We start from the raw sequence: 19,626 nt of genomic DNA, 5'->3' as shown, positions 1-19,626 counted from the left end.
TTGATTCTTCGGGGCCGCACGATGCGGCCCGTTTCGTTTCTGGGAGTATCAGCTACAGCGTCGCTGAATCGTCAACCCTGCCTTGCCGGCACCTCCTCAAAATCCAGCAGGCAAATGCAGGAGTCGAGACCAGAAAACCAGGCGTCAACTTGAGAGTAGTCGAACTTGTCCACAGCGAACACGCGGCCGTCGCGAGCGCGAAGCAGAAAGATCGCTTCGAACGCGGTCGTGCCGATCATGCAGACGCCTTTGTCCTGCAGATCGCGCTCTTCTGTCGCGTCGATAATATCGTCAGCTTTCCATAGCGAACCGGCTTGCGACCAGAGGCCGTTGGGATGCTTGGAGAGATAGTCGCCGAACGCTTCCGGCACCGGCATCTGGAACTTCGATTTGAACCACGCTGCAAACCACTCTGGCGCCGCTTCCGTCACGACTCACTCCTTTGTTGAACCGAGCTTTTGAGTTCACACTTCGGGCACCTGGGATTCGTGGATGAAGCGCGTGGGCGGGTTCTTGCGGATCGAGGTGATGGTGAGGGTTTCGCGCGCGCGCGTCATCGCGACATAGAACAATCGTCGCTCCTCCGGCTCAGGGCTTTTCTGGTCCGGCACCACGTTCTCTTCCGATCGGGTGATCCAGACGTGGTCCCACTCTAGGCCTTTCGAACTGTGCATCGTTGTGAGCACCAGCGCATCGGGAGCGGGCTCATTGTTGGCGCGTTTCAGGAATTCGATGCGCTCGCTGAACGAGCCATTCAGACGTGAAATCACGTCGTAGGTCGCGACGATCGCGCGCTCCGCCGCTTCCTTTCGCACATACAGCATCATCCATTCACGCACGCCCTCGAGCGCCAGCGACCAGAACTGCCGCTCGCACAGCCCCTGCCATTCGGTAAGCCGCTTCATGAAGCCGCGGTAGGCGGTTGCCGTCTCTTCGTTCAGGCCGAGCGCCACCAGATCCTTCTTCTGCTTCTGCACGAGCGTCGCGCCCATCGCGTTGTGCAACGCCGTGAGGTCACGCGTGCTCATACCGGCGTAGCCCAGCACCGCGTCCAGTCCGTTTAGCTTCACACGCTGCACGATCTGCAGCAGGTTGCACAAGAGTGCGCCCTCCGGCTGGTCGAGTACCGAGCGTCCCGAGGCGCGGTAGTACTTCACGCCATACGAGCGACACACCGATTCAATCGGGTCCAGCACGCGGTTCGTGCGGGAGAGGATGGCACAGGACTGGCCGGTGGCCAGTAACGGTTTCAGCGCCTCGACGGCGGCCGCTGCGTCCTCGTATTCGTCGTTGAACCGCCGCGCCACGACGATGCCGCCGGCGCCCTTTTCCGCATGCAGCACCTTCGCAATCCGGTCGGTGTTGTGCTGGATGAGACGGTCGGCCGCCGCGAGAATCTCGGAGCGGCAGCGGTAGTTGCTCCCGAGCACGACGCGCTGTGCGTCGAACTTCGTGGCGAAGCCCTCCATGCCGTGAAACCCCATCGCTGCGCGAAACCCGTAGATGCTCTGGTCATCGTCGCCCACCACCGTGACGCGCGCGCCCGCGGCCGCGTGCAGTTCTACCCAACGGTACTGCAGCGGGTCGGTGTCCTGAAACTCATCAACCAGCAGATCGGTGAACGCGTAAGGTTCAATGTCCCCGGATTCCATGCCCGCGATCGCGAGACGCAGCATGTCCTGGAAATCGATCTTGCCGTTGCGCGCGAGCGCGTCCTCGTAGGCTTCATACAGGATCGCCTCGGGGGAGCCCTCGATTGCGTGCGTGATGCCCGTCTTGATCTGCTCGATGACGGGCACCGCTTCCTCCACCTTCCAGTTCAGCCCCGTCTCGGCAAGTACGCGCATCAGCAGGCCGATGCGGTCGCCATCCGACGCGATGTCGCGGCGCTTGCCACCCGGTCGCCCGATCTGCCGGAATCCCAACGAGTGAAACGTGCCCGCGATCAGCCGCGCCCTGGCTCCCGCGCCAGCGAGGGTGAGGATGCGATCGCGCAACTCCTTTGCCGCGTCCTTGCTGAAGGTCACGGCCCCGACGCGGCTGCCGGGCGCAGCCAGCAGCGAGGCCGCCTTGGACGCGATCGTTTTCGTCTTGCCAGCGCCGGGGCACGCCACAGCCAGGCAATGCCGCTGTGCCTGCGCGACTTCGAGCTGCCGGGGGTTCAGACCGTCGAGCATGGTTCAATACTCAGAGGCCGCGAACCGTGGTCATCAGGCGCAGGTGGGTCATGTACCCGCGTACGCCAACCGGATGGAACTTGCGAAGAAACCGTCCGGTTTCCTCATCAATGTCGGACTGGTCGCGTACGCCGTTCCAGACCAGAAAATCGAAGTTGTCCATCACCCGGTCAAAGCGCGTGATGACCGAGAGAACGCGCATGGAGAAACGCGAGTAGGCCTCCACCGTGATCTCCAGCGAGGGCTTGGTGACCGCGGGACGGAAGACGATGTCGCCGCGCTGAGTCATTTCGCGCTCGGTGCGTTCGCGGAAGCCATCAGCTACCTGAAGCTGCTCGTCCACATATGCCTCAAGCGCCTTCACCTGCTTTTCAAACCAGGTGTCCACGGTTTCCTTGTCGCGCTCGCCGAAGGTCGAATTGCCGAAGCGCTGGATGTTCAGGCTCATCCGGTTCAGATACGGCCACCATTGCTCGAAAAGGGGCCGCAGGCGAGTATGGTTCAGGCGCACCGCCGCAGGCACGATCGCAGCACCCGAGAGTTGCTTGTCCAGCAACTGACGTCCGATCTCGCGTCGACGGCGGACAATCGCGGCGCGCTCGGCGGGGGGCAGGTCACGAAAGAGACGGCGCGTGCGCTCGACCTGCTCACGCTTGTCGTCGGCTTCCGACTCGGTGATCATGCCTTCGCGCTGCAGCGTGGTCGCGTCGCTCTCCATTTGCTGGAGCTCGTTCTCCAGCTCACCGTCGTCTGCGCCATCCGTCACGCCGGGGACGCTGGCTGCGATTGACGCTTCGGCCACCTGGCTGCCGGGAACCTGCGTCGTCGCGAGAGGAGTGCCTTCGTCCGTTGCCGCTTCGTCGACGAGAACAGTGTCTGCGTTGTTGGTGCTCATGGTTTCGATCCCTGTGAAAGTTGCACGCGCACCAGCGCGCGGCATCTGCTTATTGTTCCGGGGACGGCGTGATGCTCGCGGGCAAAACGCGTGGAAATAACGTGGCTTTCCGGCCGCAGTCGCGCGCGCGCCAGCGACGAAGTGGTCTCGTTTAGGCGCCTAAACGCTTAAACGCAAAAAGCTCACGTTTTTCGTGAGCTTTTCGGGAACAGGGAGGGGAAGACTGACGCTTCAGGCGGAAGAACTAACGATCCAGAGCAACAGCGGAAGGAAGATCGCGAGGATCGTCCACCACTGCGCGATGAGCGACACCGGCAGGACAAGCACGACAAACGCGCAGCCCAGTACGACAAGCACGCCGTGCATTGCCAGATGGAAGGAAAGCGGGCTGGCAAATCCCGCAGCGGCCGCGCGGATCCGCCGCCGCATCGTGCCGTCCACCCACGCGGCCATACACAGCACAATCGTTCCAGCGAGCCACGCTTTCATCACCACCGCGCGGTAAAGCGCACGATAGGTCTGCATCCAGAAGTGCCGCGCCCAGCCCCGCGCGAAGTCTCGTGTGCCATCCGCGTCGAATCCGTCGCCGCCGCCCCTCAGTGTCGCCGCGACCGCGCCGGTGGTCACGAAAAGTCGGCGAAACAACACGTTCGTCTTGTCGACGGAAGTCTCTGCACGCTCGTCACCGAGCGCCTGAACTGCCGACTGCGATTCGGCGTCACTGATCGCGAAGAGGCCATCGTCCGGGATGATTGGGAGTAGGACGCTTGCGAGCAGTGGCACAACGAAGAACCACCATTTCACATGCCGGACGAACCTGCTGCTAGCCATAGAGCCACGCTCCAACACGGAAAATGAGGTAGGCCGGGAACGCGATCAGGCCCGCAACACCAAACCAGAAACGGGCCGGATTTCGCACGATCACAAGGGCAAGGCCGTACGCCCGGGCGCCTCGCCCGCGCGCGAACTCACGCGGCGCGGGCGCAGCAGGGTCATCCTGCGCCGCAGCCGTCGTGAGCGCGCGCTGCGCGTCGGCCGGGTCAAGTCCCGACAGCAGCGCTATCAGGGTAGCTGTGAGCGACATCGTAGTCCTCGAAGTAGAGACGGAAGCCCTCGCCGGTGAGCGCGCGCGCCGCAAGCTGGAAAGCGGCGGTCTTGTGCGTGATGCGTTCCGGGCACGCCTCGTCGACCATCTCGGTGGTGCAATCCGGAAAGCGCGCCTCGAACACAGTCACAGGTTCAAACATCGGCGACCAGATGTGAAGGCGATCGCCCTGGCGCGCCACGTAGCGACGGGCGTACAGAAGGTGCGAGCGGCTAAAGAGCCCCTGCATGAATGCAACGTGCGGCTCGCCGGTCTTGCGCACGCGCTTGTACGCAGCCAGTCCGTCCTCGAGCATTTCGCGCATGAGCGGTTCGCTCTCGCCCATGAACCGCTCGCCGATGAAGTCGGCCAGACGCGAGCACGCGAGCTCCAGTTCGGGTGCGAGTGTGAACACCGGCACGAGATGGCCCGAGAGCTTGTAGTCGCGAATGATTTTCTTGAACACGGTGGAAGTCACTTTTATATTTAGCTTTGCAGAATTGGAATACGGCCCTGATACACAGCGCCACCCGAGATGCGCATGAAGTACTGCAGGTTGGGCAGCCGCTGGATGAGCGCAGTCGGGATGAGCGGTGCCTTTTCCAGTTGCAGCGAACGCGTGATGCCACCGTTGAATTCGCCGATGTGGCCTTCACTGCCACGGCTCGTGGATCCGGAGATCTGGAGGTTGCGGATCGCTGTCTCGCCGACCTTGTCCGAGAACCACTGTGCCGTATCGCTGTCTTCCAATCTTAGAATGACCTGGTTGTTGAGATTGCCCAAAACCTGCAGCATCTTCGCGGCGTTTCCGAGTTTGGCCTCCAGGTCCGAGCGGGTCTGGAATGCGACGAACGCCTTGAAGCCCGCGCCGCGCCCCTTGTTCAGGATCTGTATCACCTGTTCGTTGATGGCCTCGGCCACCTCGTCGATGATCAGAACGACATCAGGGTTGGTCTTGTAGAAGTTGTAGATGGCGCCGCACACGGCCGCCACATCGGCGAGTACCAGCGAGGCGATTGCCTTCTGCACGATGCTGTTCGAGAGCGAGTCGAAGCCCATGTAGAGCACGGCTTTCTGCTTGATGATTCGGTCGATGTCCCAGATCTCGCGTTCGTCCTCGAAGTCCTCGACCTTCGGCGCGAGCATGAGACCCGTCTCACCGGTGGCCAGCATCTGAAGCAACGGCATCACCGAGGCAATCACCCGCGTGTAGTGGTCGCGATCGTGCATGTGTGTGGCGATGAGCCCGTCGATTGCCTCGTGCCCATGGTCCTCGTGCGCGTATCGTTCGTTGTAGAGCAACACCATCGCATCAACGCTCGATACGCTGCCGGGTTTGCCGCCGATCTGCGTTTTTGTTGTGGCGACGAGTTCCTCCCAGTTCACGAGTCCCGCATCGCGGAAGAAGCGTTCGAGGCTGCGCTCCAGAAGCTTTGCGACACCGGCCTGTGCGTACTTCAGGATTGAGCGCAGGTTCGGCTTGTCGCCCACATACAGTTCGCCCTTCACCGCGCGGTCGATGAAGAGGAACGCGAAATCGCGGAATGGTCCCTCCTCCATCAGCTGCGCGACGCGTCCCGGGATCTCGGACGGCTGTGACCAGTTTTCGAGCGGGTTCAGGCGGATCGACTCCGAGGGCTTCGCCTGGCTGAAGTACAGGAACTTGCGACCCATGCGCGCGCATTCACGCTCGACACGCGCTTTCCAGTCCTTGTCGTTCTTCGGGTCAATGACGATCAGCACGTCCCCGCAGTGGATGACCTGCGTCGAGATGACCTCGTATGTCCGGGTTTTGCCCGAACCGGTGGTGCCGCCGACGGCGGTGTGCGCACTCATCGCCTTGTAGTGAAACGGCACGCGGACCTTGTCGGGCTCCATGCCGTGGATCCACGACACCCCTTGTGGCTCACGGTCGCGAATGCTGTCGGCCGGGACAAAGAGCCGTTCGATCGCGGCCTCGATCTCGCGCCCACGCCGGGTCTTCCCCAGCCACTTCGGCAGGCCTGGAATATCGCTGGTCGGCATGCGCAGGATGTCGTGGGCGATCTGGCAATGCTTCTGCGTCCACTCGAATCCGGTGCCGAGGTACATCGAGTTGCTTTCGTCGCGCATCGCTTTCTGGACGGCCATCAAACGGGGCACCGGCAGCGTTGTCAGCCACTTGGTCGAAATCGCCATTCGAAACCGGAGAGCCTTCCACACCTGCCGCCCGCGAACCAGCAAGGGCAGCAGCGCGACGAGTCCGAAGGCCCAGCCGTACGGCATACCAGTGAACGGAAGGACCACGAACGCGGCGAGCCAGAAGATCGTCGCGCGGAACTCGTAGATCGGCCGGAAATGGTTGATGTAACTCGTGGTCGCGTTCATTCTGCGCCCCGTTCGAGGATCAGTTCACCGGCGCGCGGCGCGAGCACGATTTCCGCCTGCACGTTTGCGACAAGCAGTCCGCGCTTGCGAAGATATTCAACGAGCGTGTCACTTGCCACGCCATAGCTGCCAACGAGACGCTTTGACACCGCGAGCCCCTTATCGGTCCAGTTGACCTTTGCCTTGTCTGCTGCGACGTCCTCCCTTAGCGCACGGAAGAACTCCCGGATCATGTTCGGCTGGCCTTCGAGCACCTCATCGAAGCCCGCTGGCGCGGCCGCCGGGGCCGGACGTCCAGCTGGACGAATGGCGGCCGGATCGACGGACGCCCGCGGCTGCTTCTCGCCAGAAAACGGCAGGCCGAGCTGTGAGTCGTCTTTCGCGCGGGGTGCTGGCGACACGGCTGCTGATCGCGACGGCTCGCCAGTCTCGCCTGAAGGCACAGGCGATGGCGTTGCGTCGACGGTGACGCCTGCAGTGGGCCCGGGAACGCCAGCGGTCGGCGCTTTCGCGTCAGTGTTGACGCCTGCGCTGGACTCCTCCGCTACCGGTTGTGCGCTTGTCTTGGGTGCCGGAGCAGCGGGCGCACTGGGTGGCACTGGTGCCGCTGGTACAGGCCCGGCGGTTGGCGTTGCCGCCGGCGTGGGCGTGACGACGGGCTGAACGGCAGCTGCCACGTTGATGGCGGGTGGCACCGGGTACTGAACCGCCTCGAAGACCGCGTGTTGAGCCTTCTTGTCAAAGTCTGCGGCGACCGCTACGGCCTGGCGCACGACCTTGTGCACGAGCGATTCCCCAGTCGGCGCCGCGACCGTCGGATTGATCGCCCCGAAGAGCTGCGCGAGCACTTCCGCCTCGTACCATGCCAGCAGTTCGTGGCCAATGAGATTCTGCGCAAAGAGCGCGGTGCGCATGCGCTCGATCGGCAGCGGCGTCGGCCTGCGCTGAACCGAATAGGTGTCACCGGCGAGCCACGGTCCAAGTGCGCCGTGCCCGGCCGGATTCCATTCAGCACCGTCACGGCTTCGAAGCACAACGAAGTGCCGGTAGGGTTCATCGAGCCCCGAGCAGACCGCCGCCAGGAAGACCGCATGGTTGTACTGCGGTTCGACGTGCCGCCGCTTTTCCGACGAAAGGTTCGTCCCGAACTTCTGTCCACTGGCAAGCCGCATCGCGTAAAACGCCGTTTCCACGGTGCAGCGGAACGCCCCGCCCGGTTCACGATAGAGTGCCGGCGAATACGGCAGGCTCGAAAACCATGCAGCACAACGCGCGAGCAGGTCGCCCCAGCGCAAACGGTAGTCGCCGTCGCTTGCCTCGTTGGCGGCCTGCCTGATAAGCGCGACACGGCGATCGTGCGCGGCGAGCAGCGTTGGGGCATCCATTGGTTGATGGAGGGCTGTGCCGCTCACAGGATGCCTCCCGTCGCAACGCTGGCTGCCTTCTTCATCATCGAGCCCGATGCGTTGGCACCGCCGCCGAACATCCCCGCCATCTTGGGAATTTCGAACGAAAGCAGGAAGACGAAGAGAGAAAGATCAAAGACGTATGACGCGCCTTCGGCCGTCGAAAGGCCCATGGACGTTGCTTCATCGATCGCACTGTTGAGCGACGTCGCAACGAGTTTGAGCAGGATCGCTGAAACCACGCAGTACATGCCCGCGCTAACCATGTAGTCAAGCCAGGACTTGAAGTAGCCCCGCGTGTACGACGAAAATCCAAGCGCGACCGCGATCTGGCCCATCACAATCCCGACAGCGGCCTGGATGAGCCCGAGGTTGTTCATGAAGGCGAAAACGATGCTCGTGATCACCAGAACGATGTAGGCGAGAAGCAGCGGGAACATCGAAATCGTGAGGGCGACATAGTTGGTCCACGACGTGCCGTTGTACGCCTTGACCACGGCCTCCATCACTGCGCCGCCGGCAGCCGCCATGGACGACGAAACACCCTGCCCTGCGCCCGACTGGATCATGTTCGCAAGCGTCTGGAACCAGTTGTAAAAGCCCGGTGCGAAGGTCTGGTAGCTCACGTAGATCGACGCGAAGATGCCGAGCGTCCCGATCTCCTCGAATACCGTCACCCATGCAGACACGGGATCCCGGGTGGCGGAATACCGGATGAACGTCAGCACCAGCGTAATAACGCCCAGGCCCGCGGCAAACTTGTCGGCCTCGCTCTTGATACTCTGGCTGACGGTGACCGCAGCCGGAATCGCTGCCGCAAAGAGGGATGCTGCTTTTGCCGCCGCCTTGGTTGCGCCCGCAGCGATCTCGCCCTTGTTCATCGTCGAACCAAAGGTGTCGTTGCCCGACGACGATTGCGTGACCGTTGTGCCGGTTGACTCGGTGATCTGTTGCCCAAGCGCCGGGGAGTCGTCAGCCCACGCGGATGATGCAAGAAGCCCGAGGCTCACGAGTGCGAGGCTAGCCCAGAACTGTCGAAAGCGCATCTTGCCCCTCAATTTCCGTCGGGGAGTGCGTCAAATGCTGCGCGCTCGGCGGCCTGCTGAGCCGTGAAGGACTGCGCGGCCGACAACCGGTCCTTCGACGCGGCGTTGGTCGATGCCTGCTGCTGGGCGTCGTTCTGCGTTTTGGCGGCCATCATCTGAAGCATGTCGGAGTTCTGGCTACTGACGATATCCAGGTAGTGCGTTGTGAGTTCGGCCGTCGCCTGTTGGGTCGGCGTGAGCGAGAGCTGCGACTGCAGGTCGGAACGGCGCTGTGCGAGCGTCTGCGTGTGCTGCATCACGTTATTGCCCATCTGGAAGAGGTTGGTCGCCGTCGCATCGCCCTGCTTGTACAACTCGCTCATGTCCGACATCCATTGGGTCGGCGACTTGCCGGACGTCGAAATGAGGTTCTGCACGTGGGTGATGTAGGACGAGCCCTGCTGCAGGCTCCCGTATAGCTCGGTAAGCGTGGACGTCAGGCTCGAGACTTTCGAGATGTCGCCGGTGATCTGGTCGTACTGCGCCTTCATCGCGGTCGGATTCAGGTTGGTGGCCTGCAGCAGCTGGTTCGCCATCATCTGGTACTGGTAGGCGATGTTGGTGTCCTGGTAGATCTCGCCCTTCACCGCCTTGGCAGCCGTGATCACGTTCTGTGCAAAGTTGGTTGGGTCGAACACGACGAGCTGGGCGCGTGCCGCCGAGGAGATGCACAGAAGTGTTGCCGTAGTGACCACGGCACGAAACAGGGTCTTTTTCATTGCTTGGGTTCCTCAATCAGAGAGAAGCATTTCGCGCATGTAGTTGTCGGCCCAGTTGTCGTCACCGGATGTGAAGTGCCGGTCGAGCACGCTTTGCGCGCGGCCATCTGCGCGCAAAGCGGCGAGCGTTTCCTTGTCGAAGCTCGCCTGCAGCATGCGGGTCTGCGTGGGCGTCACCCACAGGTAATCGCGATTCGGAATCGCATTGACGATCATGTCGATCTGTCCTTCGCTCAGACCGAACACGTCGCCGTACAGCTTCATGTTGCTTCGCGCGTCGGGGTTGGCCAGATAGAAGATGTTCTGCAACTGCTCCTTGAGCACCTCGAAGTTCGCGACCCGCTCAAGCTGCTTGAGCGACTGTGTGGCGAGCGCGAGCGTGCCGTTCAGGCGCCGGATCGTTACTGCCCACAGTTCGAGTCGCGCATAAAAGCGCGGGTACAGGAAGAAGAAACCGCATTCCTCGACCTCGATGACCGTGAAGCGCTTGCCGTCCAGCCACTGCGAGATCCGGTAGAACGCGTAGTCGGTAAAGAGGAGCGCGGCTTCCGGGTTGTTCTGGAACAGGTCCCCGCACTCGATCGAGAGGTTGTCCGAGAGCGAGAAGGCGTCTTCGACGTGGTCGAAGAAGTTCCCGTTCTTTTCGCCCTTCGTCCAGATACGCAGCCGTTCACGCAACTCGGCCGACAGCAGCGTGGTGAGGAACGACAGGGTCCAGTACTCGTGGCCGTAGCCCGTTGCGAGCATCGCGACACGCTCGAAGATCTCGCGCTCCTGCGTCGGCGTGCATTTGAAAGCATCATCTTCGATCGCCATCTGGACCCACGTCGCGACATACGCGTAATGACGTTCGTCCGAGAGCAGCGACAAGGGGTTGATCGGCGTTGCCGCCTCGTAGCGTCCTGTCACGTCGATGAACCGTCCGCCCGAAAGGACCGTCGGGATCCGGGTCGAGCGTTCCTTGTCGAAGCGGATGCGCCGCGCGTCGTGCCGCGCCATCTGGGAAAGCAGGAAGTTCAGCAGCATGGTCTTGCCCGCGCCGTTCGGGCCCACGACCAGCAGATGCGAGCGTCCGCCCGGGTGATGAAGGACGACGCGCTGCAGGGTCCGGTGACGCGTGGGCAGGATCGTCGTTGCGCCGGTCTTGCGGCCGAACTGCTGCGTGAGCCATTCGTTGACCTCAGGCCCCTCCGGTACACCGCGCACGGGCGCCACATCCGAGACGGCAGCCGTTTCGACGAACTGCAACCGCTTTTGCTGGTCCCAGCGGCCTGGAAGCGTCGACGCCCAGGCCGCACCGAGGTTGTCCTTTTCCAGAACGAGCCCGAAGCCCGCATTGCTCAGTCGCCCGACGACGTCGGAGGTCGCCTGGTCGCACTCCTCGACCGTGTCACCGTAGACAAGGACGGAAATGTTCGCGAACCCGTATTGCGCCCCCTCGGCGGTCAGTTTCTTGAGCGCATCTTCAGCTTCGTCGGCCAGCGTCTCGCGCCCCTTGTCGTTCTGCTGCTCTTCCTTGGCGAAGAACTGCTTCAGGATCGCCCACGGGTTAATTGCCGCCGCCTTGAAAAACTTGCGCACGGACTTGATGAACGCTTCCGCGCGGCTTGTGCTCAGGAACCGGTACATCACGCAGATGTCGAGTTCCGCGTCCACGTCGCAGAGCACGTCGAGCGCGGCTTCCTGGAAGCCAAGCCACTCTTTCACCGCGATGATCTTGGCAAATCGCTTGCCATGCGCCGATTCGAACAGGAGATGCTCGGCACCATACGTGACAAACGATTCGGTCAGGTGCGTGTCGAGCATCGTGACCGGATAGCGCACGCGCCGCGGTGGCACGGAGGGATTGGCTGTCTGGTGCAGGTGCGCAAGAGCGATCTGCAGTTCCAGCCGTTTCATCTTGAGCCGACCCATGCTGCCACGAAACGCATCGAGCAAACCCTCGAAGCGGCGAATGTCGGCAGTCAACTGATCAATGTCAAAGGCGAACGCGTTGCGCGTGAGCACCTGGTCCCGGATCGCCTCGAAGACAGCGAGTGGCATGGACTTGCCGCCGACTTTCAGGTGGTAGCCGACCTTCTCGAAGAACTTGTTGAAGCCGGTCTCGGGCGTGAAGGCAAGCGACAACGAGTGCGTGTTGCGAAAGTACTTCCCGCTGCCGATGTTCTGCCGGTTGATCGCGTCCAGCCGTGTATCCAGCGGTGACGCGAACTCGCCGTCGATCGCGCCCTTCACCCTGCGGTGCGAAAGCCGCCACCACGCCGTAACACGATGGTCGAAATTCTTGCAGGCGTTATCGAGGTTGTTGCGTGCCGCGGTGATGTCGCTTTTGTTCGGCGTATCAGCGTCGACGCCATCGAACGTGAACGACGTCAGCAGGGACCCGTCCTTGTCCAGAACCAGGTCCGGCGTGACCATGGTCGCCCAGGGGGCGATTTCCTGTATGGGCCGGCGTGCGAGGGCACGCCGCTTTCCTGGCTTCAGCATGACAGATCCTGATCGAAACCGTAGGGGCGCCGGAAGCGCGCGGACCACTTCCCGCCCGGCGTGGGCTCATGAACGTCCGGGTAACGGTTGTAGACGAGCATCACCAGACGCCACCATGGGTCGCGCGAACTCATCCAGCGCAGGAAGAAGTGCATCCCCATGCCGAGGCCGATGAAACCGATCGAGCTCACGAGATCAAACCCGCACGCGTAGCAGAGCAGCAGCGTGATGAACGCATTGGCCTGCGCGAGCAACCGGTCCGCCCCGCCAATCTGGCGAGGCAGGGACAGCCCGCGGCTGACCTTGACCCGGTTACGTGCAGACATAGGAAATCTTGAAGTGGTCCTTGAGCACCGGAATCGCACAAGCCGCAAGACCGACACCTACGAACACGCTGCCGAGCACCTTGCCGAGCGTGCTTTCCGAGTTCGCGATCGCGATGAAGGCGATGATCATGACCACGAGACCGATACAAAAGAGCCATGGACCACTGATGTAGTTCGAGATCAGGCAGATGGCGTCCGTTGCTGGACCGAGATCGCTGAGGTCGGTTGACGTGGCGGATGCCACCGGAGCAATCGCGCTAAGCGCAGCCGCAATCATCGTTGTGCGCAGTTCGCGACGGCTGAACAGGCGCGAGCACGCCGAACGCGCTCGGCGCGTGGCATGTTGAAGGAAAGATGCGAGGTACTGCTTCATCGTTGGTCCACTCCAGTGGTTTAGAAAACGCGTTTGAGGATGTAGTCCCCGTTGTCATAGCCCCGGACTTCGAGGATTTCGGAGAGGTGGCGCATCTCGCCCGTGCGCTTCAGGTGCACGACATAGTTGAAGCAGCTGGCGATGTTCTGGCGAAGGTCGGAGATGTCCCAGCGCGTGCCGGAGGGCACGCCAAGCATCGCGAGACTCTCAAGACGGCGCAGGCCGCCGCGCGCATCGCTTGAGTGAATCGAGCCCAGTCCGCCGTCATGGCCGGTGTTGAGTGCCTGGATGAAGTCGTAGGCCTCACCAGCGCGGACTTCGCCTACGAGGATTCGGTCGGGCCGAAAGCGCAGGCACAGCGCCACGAGCATCTGGGTCGAAACCCCTGTGTCGGTGTTCGAGAGAAGCCGCAGCTTGTTTGGCACGGGCAGCTTCAGTTCCATCGTGTCCTCGATGGTGATCACGCGATCCTCGTCGGGTATCTCGGCGCCCATTGCATTGAGCAGTGTTGTTTTCCCCGACGAGGTGCCGCCGGCCACGAGGATGTTCTTCTTCCCGCGAACGATTTCGCGTAACGCCTGACGCAGTTCGTCGTTCTCGATGCCGGGACGGAAGAATTCGACGTCCAGGTCTTCCCGCGCGCGAGCGCGCGAAAATGCACCGGCCTGCACGTAGTCGTTGAGCGAGAGGTGCTTGTCACGGTGCTTCCGGATGCTCAATGCGTCGCCGTCAATCGCGGTAGGACGCATGACAGCAGCGATACGCAGGTTGCCGTGGCCCGCGTTCAGAATCCCCTGGGCCGTGCCGGCCTTCGCCGACTTTTCAACGGACGAGGCGAGCGAGTGAATCGCACCGGAGAGCGTCGAAGGGTTCAGTTCGAGGGGCACGCGCGTGAGCACCCCGCGACGCTCGATCCAGACGTCTTTCGGGTTGTTGACCATCACTTCCGCGATGTCCGGCGCGTCGAGAAACTCACGCAACGGCGCGAGCGACGCGAAGAACATCTTGACCGCGCTCTCTTCGAGGCGGTTGAACTTGAGCAGTGGGTTTTCGGCGGCATCGGACATGCTGGTATTGTTCCGGGCCGCCCGATACGCTGACCGGGCAAAAGGGTAGTGATATTCGGCAGCATTTTCCTGAGGCCTGCGCGCCAGATACGCAGGCTGGTATCCGCCTCGATCGCGTTTAGGCGCCTAAACGCTTAAACCCGGAATGGTGCAGTTTTTGTGAAGCTTTTCGGCGGTCTTGAAGGGTTTGGTTGGTCCGGGTAGCCACGTATGGAAAAAAAAGCCCGGCTCAATCGAGCCGGGCGGTTGCAAAAGACTGGGTGGTCAGATGATCACCTCCACCATTTCGCCGAAAGGTGCCTGACGCGCCCGACGAAGGGGCGTCGTCGACGCCCACAGCACCGGATACGACGGCGGCACGCCGGGAAAGCTGCCGTCCATGTCCGTCAGATAGACGAGGAAAGCCGGATTGATGCCCTCCTCCTCCAGACGACGGAACGGATCCGTGAACGCCGTGCCGCCCCCGCCCTTCACGGGCGCAAGCTCGATCGGGTCACCCCGCTCAAAGACCTGCACCTGCGTGACGCGCGTATCGCAGTCCATCACGATGAGCCGCGCGGGGCGCACGACTTCGGCCACGTGGATGATCTCGGCCGCGAACTGCGCCTGCGTCTCATCGAATACCGAGCCGCTGCTGTCACGTACGAACACCGCGTCACCGACTGCCGGCGAATGCAACGATGGCAGGTAGAACCCGAGATGCAGGTAACGGCGGTTGGGCATCGCGAAGCTGTAGTCGTCGTTGGTCACCTGCTGCGCGAAGCGCATCAGGATCGCACGCCAGTCCACCGACGGCTCTGCTGCCGCTTCCACCATCGACTGCATGCCACCGGGAAGCTTGCCACGCATCTTTGCCGCTTTCGCGGCCTGAAGCGTGGCCACCTTCCACTCGGCTTCCTTCACGGGCTTGTCCGGCCCCGGATAGGGGCGGACCTCGCCGCAGGAGGACGGTGCATCGGGCTCGGGAGCCGCTGACGGTGTGTTCGCGCCGTTCGCGGGAGCCTGCTGGCCGCCCGGCGCTTGAGCACCGGGTTTGCCGCCAGACTTCTCCTTCTCCTTTTGCCTCGCCTCCTGCGTGAGGACCGCGTAAATCTCCTCAGCCGACTTGCCATGAAAGCGCGCGTCGTCGAGGTGCCCCTTTGGCAGGACCATCCCGGCCTGCTTCACGATCGGATTGATTGCGTAGTCACACGCGTCGTTCCACCGGTCAGCGTCACGCGGCCCCTGCCGGAAGCAGTGCCCGTTGGCAACGTGCAGGATTTCGTGCGCGAGCACGCCGCGGCATTCCAGATCGTTCAGGGTGTCGAGATACGCCGGGTTGTAACCCAGCGACTCCCCGTCCACCCAGAACGTCTTGCATGCCGCATCTTCGATCACCTTCAGACGCAGTGCCAGCGCGCCAAAGAACGGCTGGTCCATCACGAGCGCGGAACGCTGTTTCGAGATACGGGGATCCATGCTCACCTCACGCAGCGATGCGCAGTTGCGGTGCCTGGCCAGGCTTGGGCATCGCAACCTGCGGCTTGCCGCCCATGAAGGCCTCCATCAGCTCCTCGATCTCGGTTGCCTTGGCGGCCACCTGGGAGCGAAGCACCTCGGATTCCTTCAGGTCGACCCCGGTGTGCACGGCGAGGTGACGGTTTGCCTGTTCGAGGATGTGGTTCAACTGCGGGTCGTTGCTGAAATTCAGCTTCGGCAGCAGTCCACACAGCTCGCGCACGTTGTCAGCCACATCGATGCGCACACCACCCGCCGCATACAGCCGGTTGGCCATCGCGGACACGGCATCGTAGAGACGGTGAACGATGTCCTGATTCGCGTGGTCAATCGAGCGCATGACGTGCTGGTCAATCTCCGAGCGCAGGCTCGTCAGCACGTCCTCGGGCAGATCGACACCGAACTGGCTGGCGTCCGGGAACGGCAGGACCGCCATGCGCACACCGAACTTCTCGCCAAGCTGCGCGAGCGTCGGGTAGTCCGCCTCGTTGAACAGGCCATTCATTTCCTGACGTGCCTGTTCCTTGAGGTCCAGGTAGTCGGTCAGGAAGACCTGCACGGCGAGGTCGAACTCGTCCTTCATCTTTCGCATCTGCGCCGAGAACTCCATGTAGATACTGGTTGGCAGCAGACGCACCGAAAGCTGGTTGTACTCCAGCGTGTGGTCATAGAAGTAGCGACGGATACGTCCGCCAAGCGACACGACCTCCTTGAAGCTGGGGGCGTTTTCGGGCAGCAGGCGCTTGTTGAATCGGCCGATGCCCTTCGTGTCGTGACGGGTCTCGACCTCCTCGGTGACCTTCTCGTCAAAGCGTCGTGCGACCCACGACGAGATGGTGACCGAGCAAAGCATGACGCGCGATTGGATATCGGTGATGTTCATGGAGAGACTCCAGAAAGAATATGAAAAGGAATGAATCGGGAAAGGGAACAGCGACGCGGACCGCGTAAAGGACGCGGTCCGGAACAACGAAGAAGTGGGAATGGGGCGATGCAACGCCCCTCGGTACAGACAGCGAAGCGGATCAAACGCCGTAATGGCGCCGCGCGAGCCGTCGCGCTTGCGCGAACGGCCGCCCCTGGGTGACATCAAGGGGGGCGAGACGATGCAGGTGACGTAGCGCAGCCGCGCAATACCGGGCCGACCAGACGCCCTTTGCACGGACGATGCGAAGCAGTTGAGACTCGCTCAATACATACGTCTCGGAAACAAGACGATAGAACTGGGCGCGACGCGCGTTGTGGAACATGGTGCTCTCCTCAACGCATCCGGCTAGCCGTGAATCAGTTTGCCGATCGCACCGCCTTGCGCCTTGATGAACGCATGCGTGTTCGCGATGTCGGGCGTCTTGCGCAACGCGTCCGTGACCAGCAACGCGGCGAACTCGCTCAGACCTGCGCCGATCAAACGCTCGGTGTAGGTGACGACACGCTCGAAATTGCCTTCGTTCGCGTACATCGCCAGCGCCGCGCTGATCGCATAGAGCGCCGACGGTGCGTCCGGAATCGGAGCAACATCAGGCGTGGCGAGGATCGCTGCCGGCGACGGCAACTGCCGGTAGATCTGGACAAACGCCAGAAGCTCGGTTGCCGCGCCCTCGCCCACCGAACCGGCGTGGGAGATCAGCTCCAGGTCCTTCGGCACCACGCCCATCGTTCTGGCGACGAAGCCCCAGCTCCGGGGGCTCGGCGTCGCTTCGATGTCGCGTGACGTCTTCTGGACCGACAGCAGATCCGGGCGGAAACGCAGGAACGCGATGAGTTCCGGCGCTATGTCGTTCGCGACGGCCCATGCGGTCCATTCCTCGATCGTCGCTTCGAGCTCCACCACGGTGGCAAAGCGCGAGATCAACGGGTCGAGAATGCCGCTCACGCCGGCGTTGTCGTTACGGCGATTGGTCGCCGCGAGGAACGTGACGTTATCGGGCAACTTGTGCTCGCCAATGCGACGGGCGAGCAGCAGCTGCATCTTCGCGGCCTGCACCGCAGGCGAGGCCTGTCCGAGATCATCGAGAAACCAGATCAACGGACGCTTGCGAGGCTGCAGCGCGCGCTCCAGATCGCCAAACGGCAGGAAGCGTGCGGACATGCCATCGGCCGCCGCGAACGGCAGGCCCTTCGAATCAGTCGGGTCTTCGACGACCGGATGACTGATCATCAGATCGTGGTCGACCGTGTCGGCGACCTGGGCCACGATATCGCTCTTGCCAATGCCCGGGCGGCCCGTGATCAGCACCGGAAGGCGCTTCGGAACGTAGGCGGTGAGCAGTGCGTTGAGCTGGGAAGCGTTGACTTGCATGAGAGTTTCCTTGAAGAAGAAAACCCTGTGCGAGCAACACCCCTATCGGGAGCGTTGTCCCGACAGGGTGTAGTGGATTGCCGCATTAGCGGCGAACGATGCGCCGTTGGCGCGAAGAGGCGGTTAGCGCAGGACGGCCGCGAGGGCGTCACGCTGCATGGCGTTAAGCGTCGAATACTCTACGCTCGGGGCGCCGCTATAGATCAGAAGGCCGTAGACGTCTGCCAGTACGCGAGCTTCCGCGCAAAGCACCGGTTTATCCTCATCGGCTGCCGGGCGACGGTCGCGCCAGTGATTGATCGCGCATTCGAGCTGCGCGATCGTCACGGCGACAGGTTGCTGGTTCATGGGCATTTCCTTTTTGGGGAAGCCCGGGAGACGCCGCGCCAGAACCGGGACGGGGTCCCTTCCAGGCGGGTTGAATTGCCGGACGGGCCGGCGGTTCGATGCGTCATGGACGCGGGTAACAGAAGCCAGTTTAGGCGTGCGCACGCGTGCGCGACCGCGCAATGCTCGGCAATTTGCGGTAGCTTTCAGGCGTGGTCCGGTGTGTGGGGACGAAAAAAAAACCGGCGCATACGCGCCGGTTCGTTCAAGGGTTCAGGCCATCAACAACGTTGCCTGAGATTTTTCGCGCTCCCGGATACGGGCAAGCATGGCCGCCTCGCTCTCACGAAGTCGACGGGTTCGCTCTTCGCCCACGCCGTTGTGCTTCTCGACGATATAGGTGAAGTACAGCGGCCTCGCGGGACCACTCCACTGGTTCCATTCGACGATGATCGCCGCGCGCATCTCAGGCACACACGCAAAATACGCGTGACGCGCCTGCCGCCAGAAACGCGCCTGCAGATCTCGCCACCGCTGCTCGCTTTCCAGCAGCATGCGCTCGCGACGTTTGCGCTCATCATCCACTGGCAGCGTTGGTCGCGGCTGAAACTGCCCCACGAACAGCGGATAGTCCCGCGCGATTTTCTCTGCCTCACGCGCCTCCCGGCGCAGGAAAAGTGCTTCCTTGCGGGCGGTCCAGTTATAGCCTTCCGCTCGCGGTTCACGTTCGAATCGCATGTCTGCCTCCTATGATGCCAAGGTGCCGAGAACCGCGCGCGCATAGTCGAGCGTGCCATCTTTCGCACTGAGCCGGCGCGCCGTGCGCTCCTCCCCGCGTGCGAGGACGTACCTGATAGACGCACCGCGGCGATAGCTACGGATCGTCGAGTAGCCCTCACGGATCGCGCGATCGACATGCTCAACGCCTGACATCGCAGCGTCGTCCGGGCCCTTGTAACGAGCCTGTGTGGCTGCCTTCCGGGCGTCCTCCAGATCGCGTTTGGCTTCCGTCTCGGCCTTGCGCTGCGCCGCCTGCGCTTCCCACTGCGCCTGCTGCATCTCGTTGTGGCCGCACAGCAGGAACACTGCGCGACGACGAGCGGCGGGGCGCAGACGTAGCAGCTTCACGCCGAGCACTTCCTCGAACGCCGTCTTGCTGGCGCGGTTGTGTTCGTCGGAAGTGTCCAGCACCTTGAGCAGCGCCTCCACGTTGCGTTCTGCGAGGGCGCGCGCCATCCGGTTGCCATACTCGAAGGTATGACGCCCCTGATCGAGGCGTGCGATGTTGCATCGGTGCCGGTGCATGCGCTGGCTGATGCGACCGGCCTTCAGCTCCTTGTCGGCGTATTCGACTGCACGCCTGCAGATGCTAGCGGCAACCAGTTCGCGAACGCGATTGGCCAAAGGGTAAGCGCCCGGCAAAGGCACCCCTCAGCCTAAATTGCCGTCAATCAGGCGGCGGCAGGCACCCATCGATGCGGTAGAAGTGCGGCGATGTCATCGGCTTGATGAGTAGG

The 19,626-nt window shown here is 62.4% G+C and carries 21 protein-coding genes; all 21 read right to left on the bottom strand.

The window, feature by feature from the left end:
* Positions 1 to 71: 71 nt before the first annotated feature.
* The 21 genes from HV773_RS34290 to HV773_RS34190 all read right to left on the bottom strand — a co-directional run bounded on the left by HV773_RS34290 (position 72) and on the right by HV773_RS34190 (position 19,513).
* Positions 72 to 431, bottom strand: a complete 360-nt coding sequence (locus HV773_RS34290) for a hypothetical protein (protein WP_175198276.1) — start codon at positions 429 to 431, stop codon at positions 72 to 74.
* Positions 432 to 464: 33 nt separating this feature from the next.
* A complete protein-coding gene (locus tag HV773_RS34285; protein ID WP_175198275.1) occupies positions 465 to 2,177 on the bottom strand; it encodes an ATP-dependent helicase in 1,713 nt (570 codons plus the stop codon).
* Positions 2,178 to 2,187: 10 nt separating this feature from the next.
* Positions 2,188 to 3,072: an ATPase gene (locus tag HV773_RS34280; RefSeq protein ID WP_175198274.1), complete on the bottom strand. Its 885-nt coding sequence runs from the start codon at positions 3,070 to 3,072 to the stop codon at positions 2,188 to 2,190.
* Positions 3,073 to 3,303: 231 nt separating this feature from the next.
* Complete coding sequence (locus HV773_RS34275; RefSeq protein WP_175198273.1) at positions 3,304 to 3,903, bottom strand: IncC plasmid conjugative DNA transfer DtrJ family protein; 600 nt, start codon at positions 3,901 to 3,903, stop codon at positions 3,304 to 3,306.
* Complete coding sequence (locus HV773_RS34270) at positions 3,896 to 4,156, bottom strand: hypothetical protein (RefSeq protein ID WP_175198272.1); 261 nt, start codon at positions 4,154 to 4,156, stop codon at positions 3,896 to 3,898. Before HV773_RS34270 ends, HV773_RS34275 begins: the two co-directional genes overlap by 8 nt.
* On the bottom strand, positions 4,113 to 4,622 hold the full coding sequence (locus HV773_RS34265) for a hypothetical protein (protein WP_246282602.1): 510 nt from the start codon (positions 4,620 to 4,622) through the stop codon (positions 4,113 to 4,115). Before HV773_RS34265 ends, HV773_RS34270 begins: the two co-directional genes overlap by 44 nt.
* Positions 4,623 to 4,642: 20 nt before the next feature.
* Complete coding sequence (traD, locus tag HV773_RS34260; RefSeq protein WP_175198270.1) at positions 4,643 to 6,523, bottom strand: conjugative transfer system coupling protein TraD; 1,881 nt, start codon at positions 6,521 to 6,523, stop codon at positions 4,643 to 4,645.
* Positions 6,520 to 7,908 carry a TraI domain-containing protein gene (locus tag HV773_RS34255; RefSeq protein ID WP_175198269.1) on the bottom strand — a complete coding sequence of 463 codons (1,389 nt, stop codon included), beginning with the start codon at positions 7,906 to 7,908 and terminating at the stop codon, positions 6,520 to 6,522. Before HV773_RS34255 ends, traD begins: the two co-directional genes overlap by 4 nt.
* A 23-nt stretch (positions 7,909 to 7,931) precedes the next feature.
* The gene (locus tag HV773_RS34250; RefSeq protein ID WP_175198268.1) at positions 7,932 to 8,975 is read right to left on the bottom strand and encodes a type IV secretion system protein; all 1,044 of its coding nucleotides are present in this window, start codon (positions 8,973 to 8,975) and stop codon (positions 7,932 to 7,934) included.
* Between the two features lie 8 nt (positions 8,976 to 8,983).
* Entirely contained in the window at positions 8,984 to 9,733 is a 750-nt protein-coding gene (locus HV773_RS34245; RefSeq protein WP_175198267.1) for a DUF4141 domain-containing protein, read from the bottom strand.
* A 12-nt stretch (positions 9,734 to 9,745) separates the two neighbouring features.
* The gene (locus HV773_RS34240; RefSeq protein ID WP_175198266.1) at positions 9,746 to 12,220 is read right to left on the bottom strand and encodes a VirB4 family type IV secretion system protein; all 2,475 of its coding nucleotides are present in this window, start codon (positions 12,218 to 12,220) and stop codon (positions 9,746 to 9,748) included.
* Positions 12,214 to 12,546 (bottom strand): VirB3 family type IV secretion system protein, encoded by a 333-nt coding sequence (locus HV773_RS34235; protein WP_246282598.1) that lies wholly within the window; start codon positions 12,544 to 12,546, stop codon positions 12,214 to 12,216. The genes HV773_RS34240 and HV773_RS34235 overlap by 7 nt, the downstream gene beginning before the upstream one ends.
* The gene (locus HV773_RS34230; RefSeq protein ID WP_175198265.1) at positions 12,533 to 12,919 is read right to left on the bottom strand and encodes a TrbC/VirB2 family protein; all 387 of its coding nucleotides are present in this window, start codon (positions 12,917 to 12,919) and stop codon (positions 12,533 to 12,535) included. Before HV773_RS34230 ends, HV773_RS34235 begins: the two co-directional genes overlap by 14 nt.
* Before the next feature lie 20 nt (positions 12,920 to 12,939).
* Positions 12,940 to 13,986 carry a TadA family conjugal transfer-associated ATPase gene (locus tag HV773_RS34225; RefSeq protein ID WP_175198264.1) on the bottom strand — a complete coding sequence of 349 codons (1,047 nt, stop codon included), beginning with the start codon at positions 13,984 to 13,986 and terminating at the stop codon, positions 12,940 to 12,942.
* Positions 13,987 to 14,250: 264 nt separating this feature from the next.
* The gene (locus HV773_RS34220) at positions 14,251 to 15,444 is read right to left on the bottom strand and encodes a vWA domain-containing protein (protein WP_175198263.1); all 1,194 of its coding nucleotides are present in this window, start codon (positions 15,442 to 15,444) and stop codon (positions 14,251 to 14,253) included.
* 7 nt (positions 15,445 to 15,451) lie between these two features.
* Positions 15,452 to 16,366 carry a hypothetical protein gene (locus HV773_RS34215; RefSeq protein WP_175198262.1) on the bottom strand — a complete coding sequence of 305 codons (915 nt, stop codon included), beginning with the start codon at positions 16,364 to 16,366 and terminating at the stop codon, positions 15,452 to 15,454.
* Between the two features lie 142 nt (positions 16,367 to 16,508).
* Entirely contained in the window at positions 16,509 to 16,733 is a 225-nt protein-coding gene (locus HV773_RS34210; RefSeq protein ID WP_175198261.1) for a hypothetical protein, read from the bottom strand.
* Positions 16,734 to 16,756: 23 nt separating this feature from the next.
* Positions 16,757 to 17,782 (bottom strand): ATP-binding protein, encoded by a 1,026-nt coding sequence (locus tag HV773_RS34205; protein WP_175198260.1) that lies wholly within the window; start codon positions 17,780 to 17,782, stop codon positions 16,757 to 16,759.
* Positions 17,783 to 17,905: 123 nt separating this feature from the next.
* Entirely contained in the window at positions 17,906 to 18,130 is a 225-nt protein-coding gene (locus tag HV773_RS34200; RefSeq protein WP_246282595.1) for a DUF3717 domain-containing protein, read from the bottom strand.
* A 252-nt stretch (positions 18,131 to 18,382) separates the two neighbouring features.
* Positions 18,383 to 18,847, bottom strand: coding sequence for a hypothetical protein (locus tag HV773_RS34195; protein WP_175198258.1), 465 nt, complete (start codon positions 18,845 to 18,847; stop codon positions 18,383 to 18,385).
* A gap of 9 nt (positions 18,848 to 18,856) precedes the next feature.
* Complete coding sequence (locus HV773_RS34190; protein WP_175198257.1) at positions 18,857 to 19,513, bottom strand: hypothetical protein; 657 nt, start codon at positions 19,511 to 19,513, stop codon at positions 18,857 to 18,859.
* Positions 19,514 to 19,626 lie beyond the last annotated feature (113 nt).

This window comes from Paraburkholderia caffeinitolerans (assembly GCF_902859945.1).
Lineage (GTDB): Bacteria > Pseudomonadota > Gammaproteobacteria > Burkholderiales > Burkholderiaceae > Paraburkholderia > Paraburkholderia caffeinitolerans.
The sequence above is the reverse complement of the archived record's forward strand: the minus strand, read 5'-3'. Positions and strand labels throughout refer to the sequence as shown.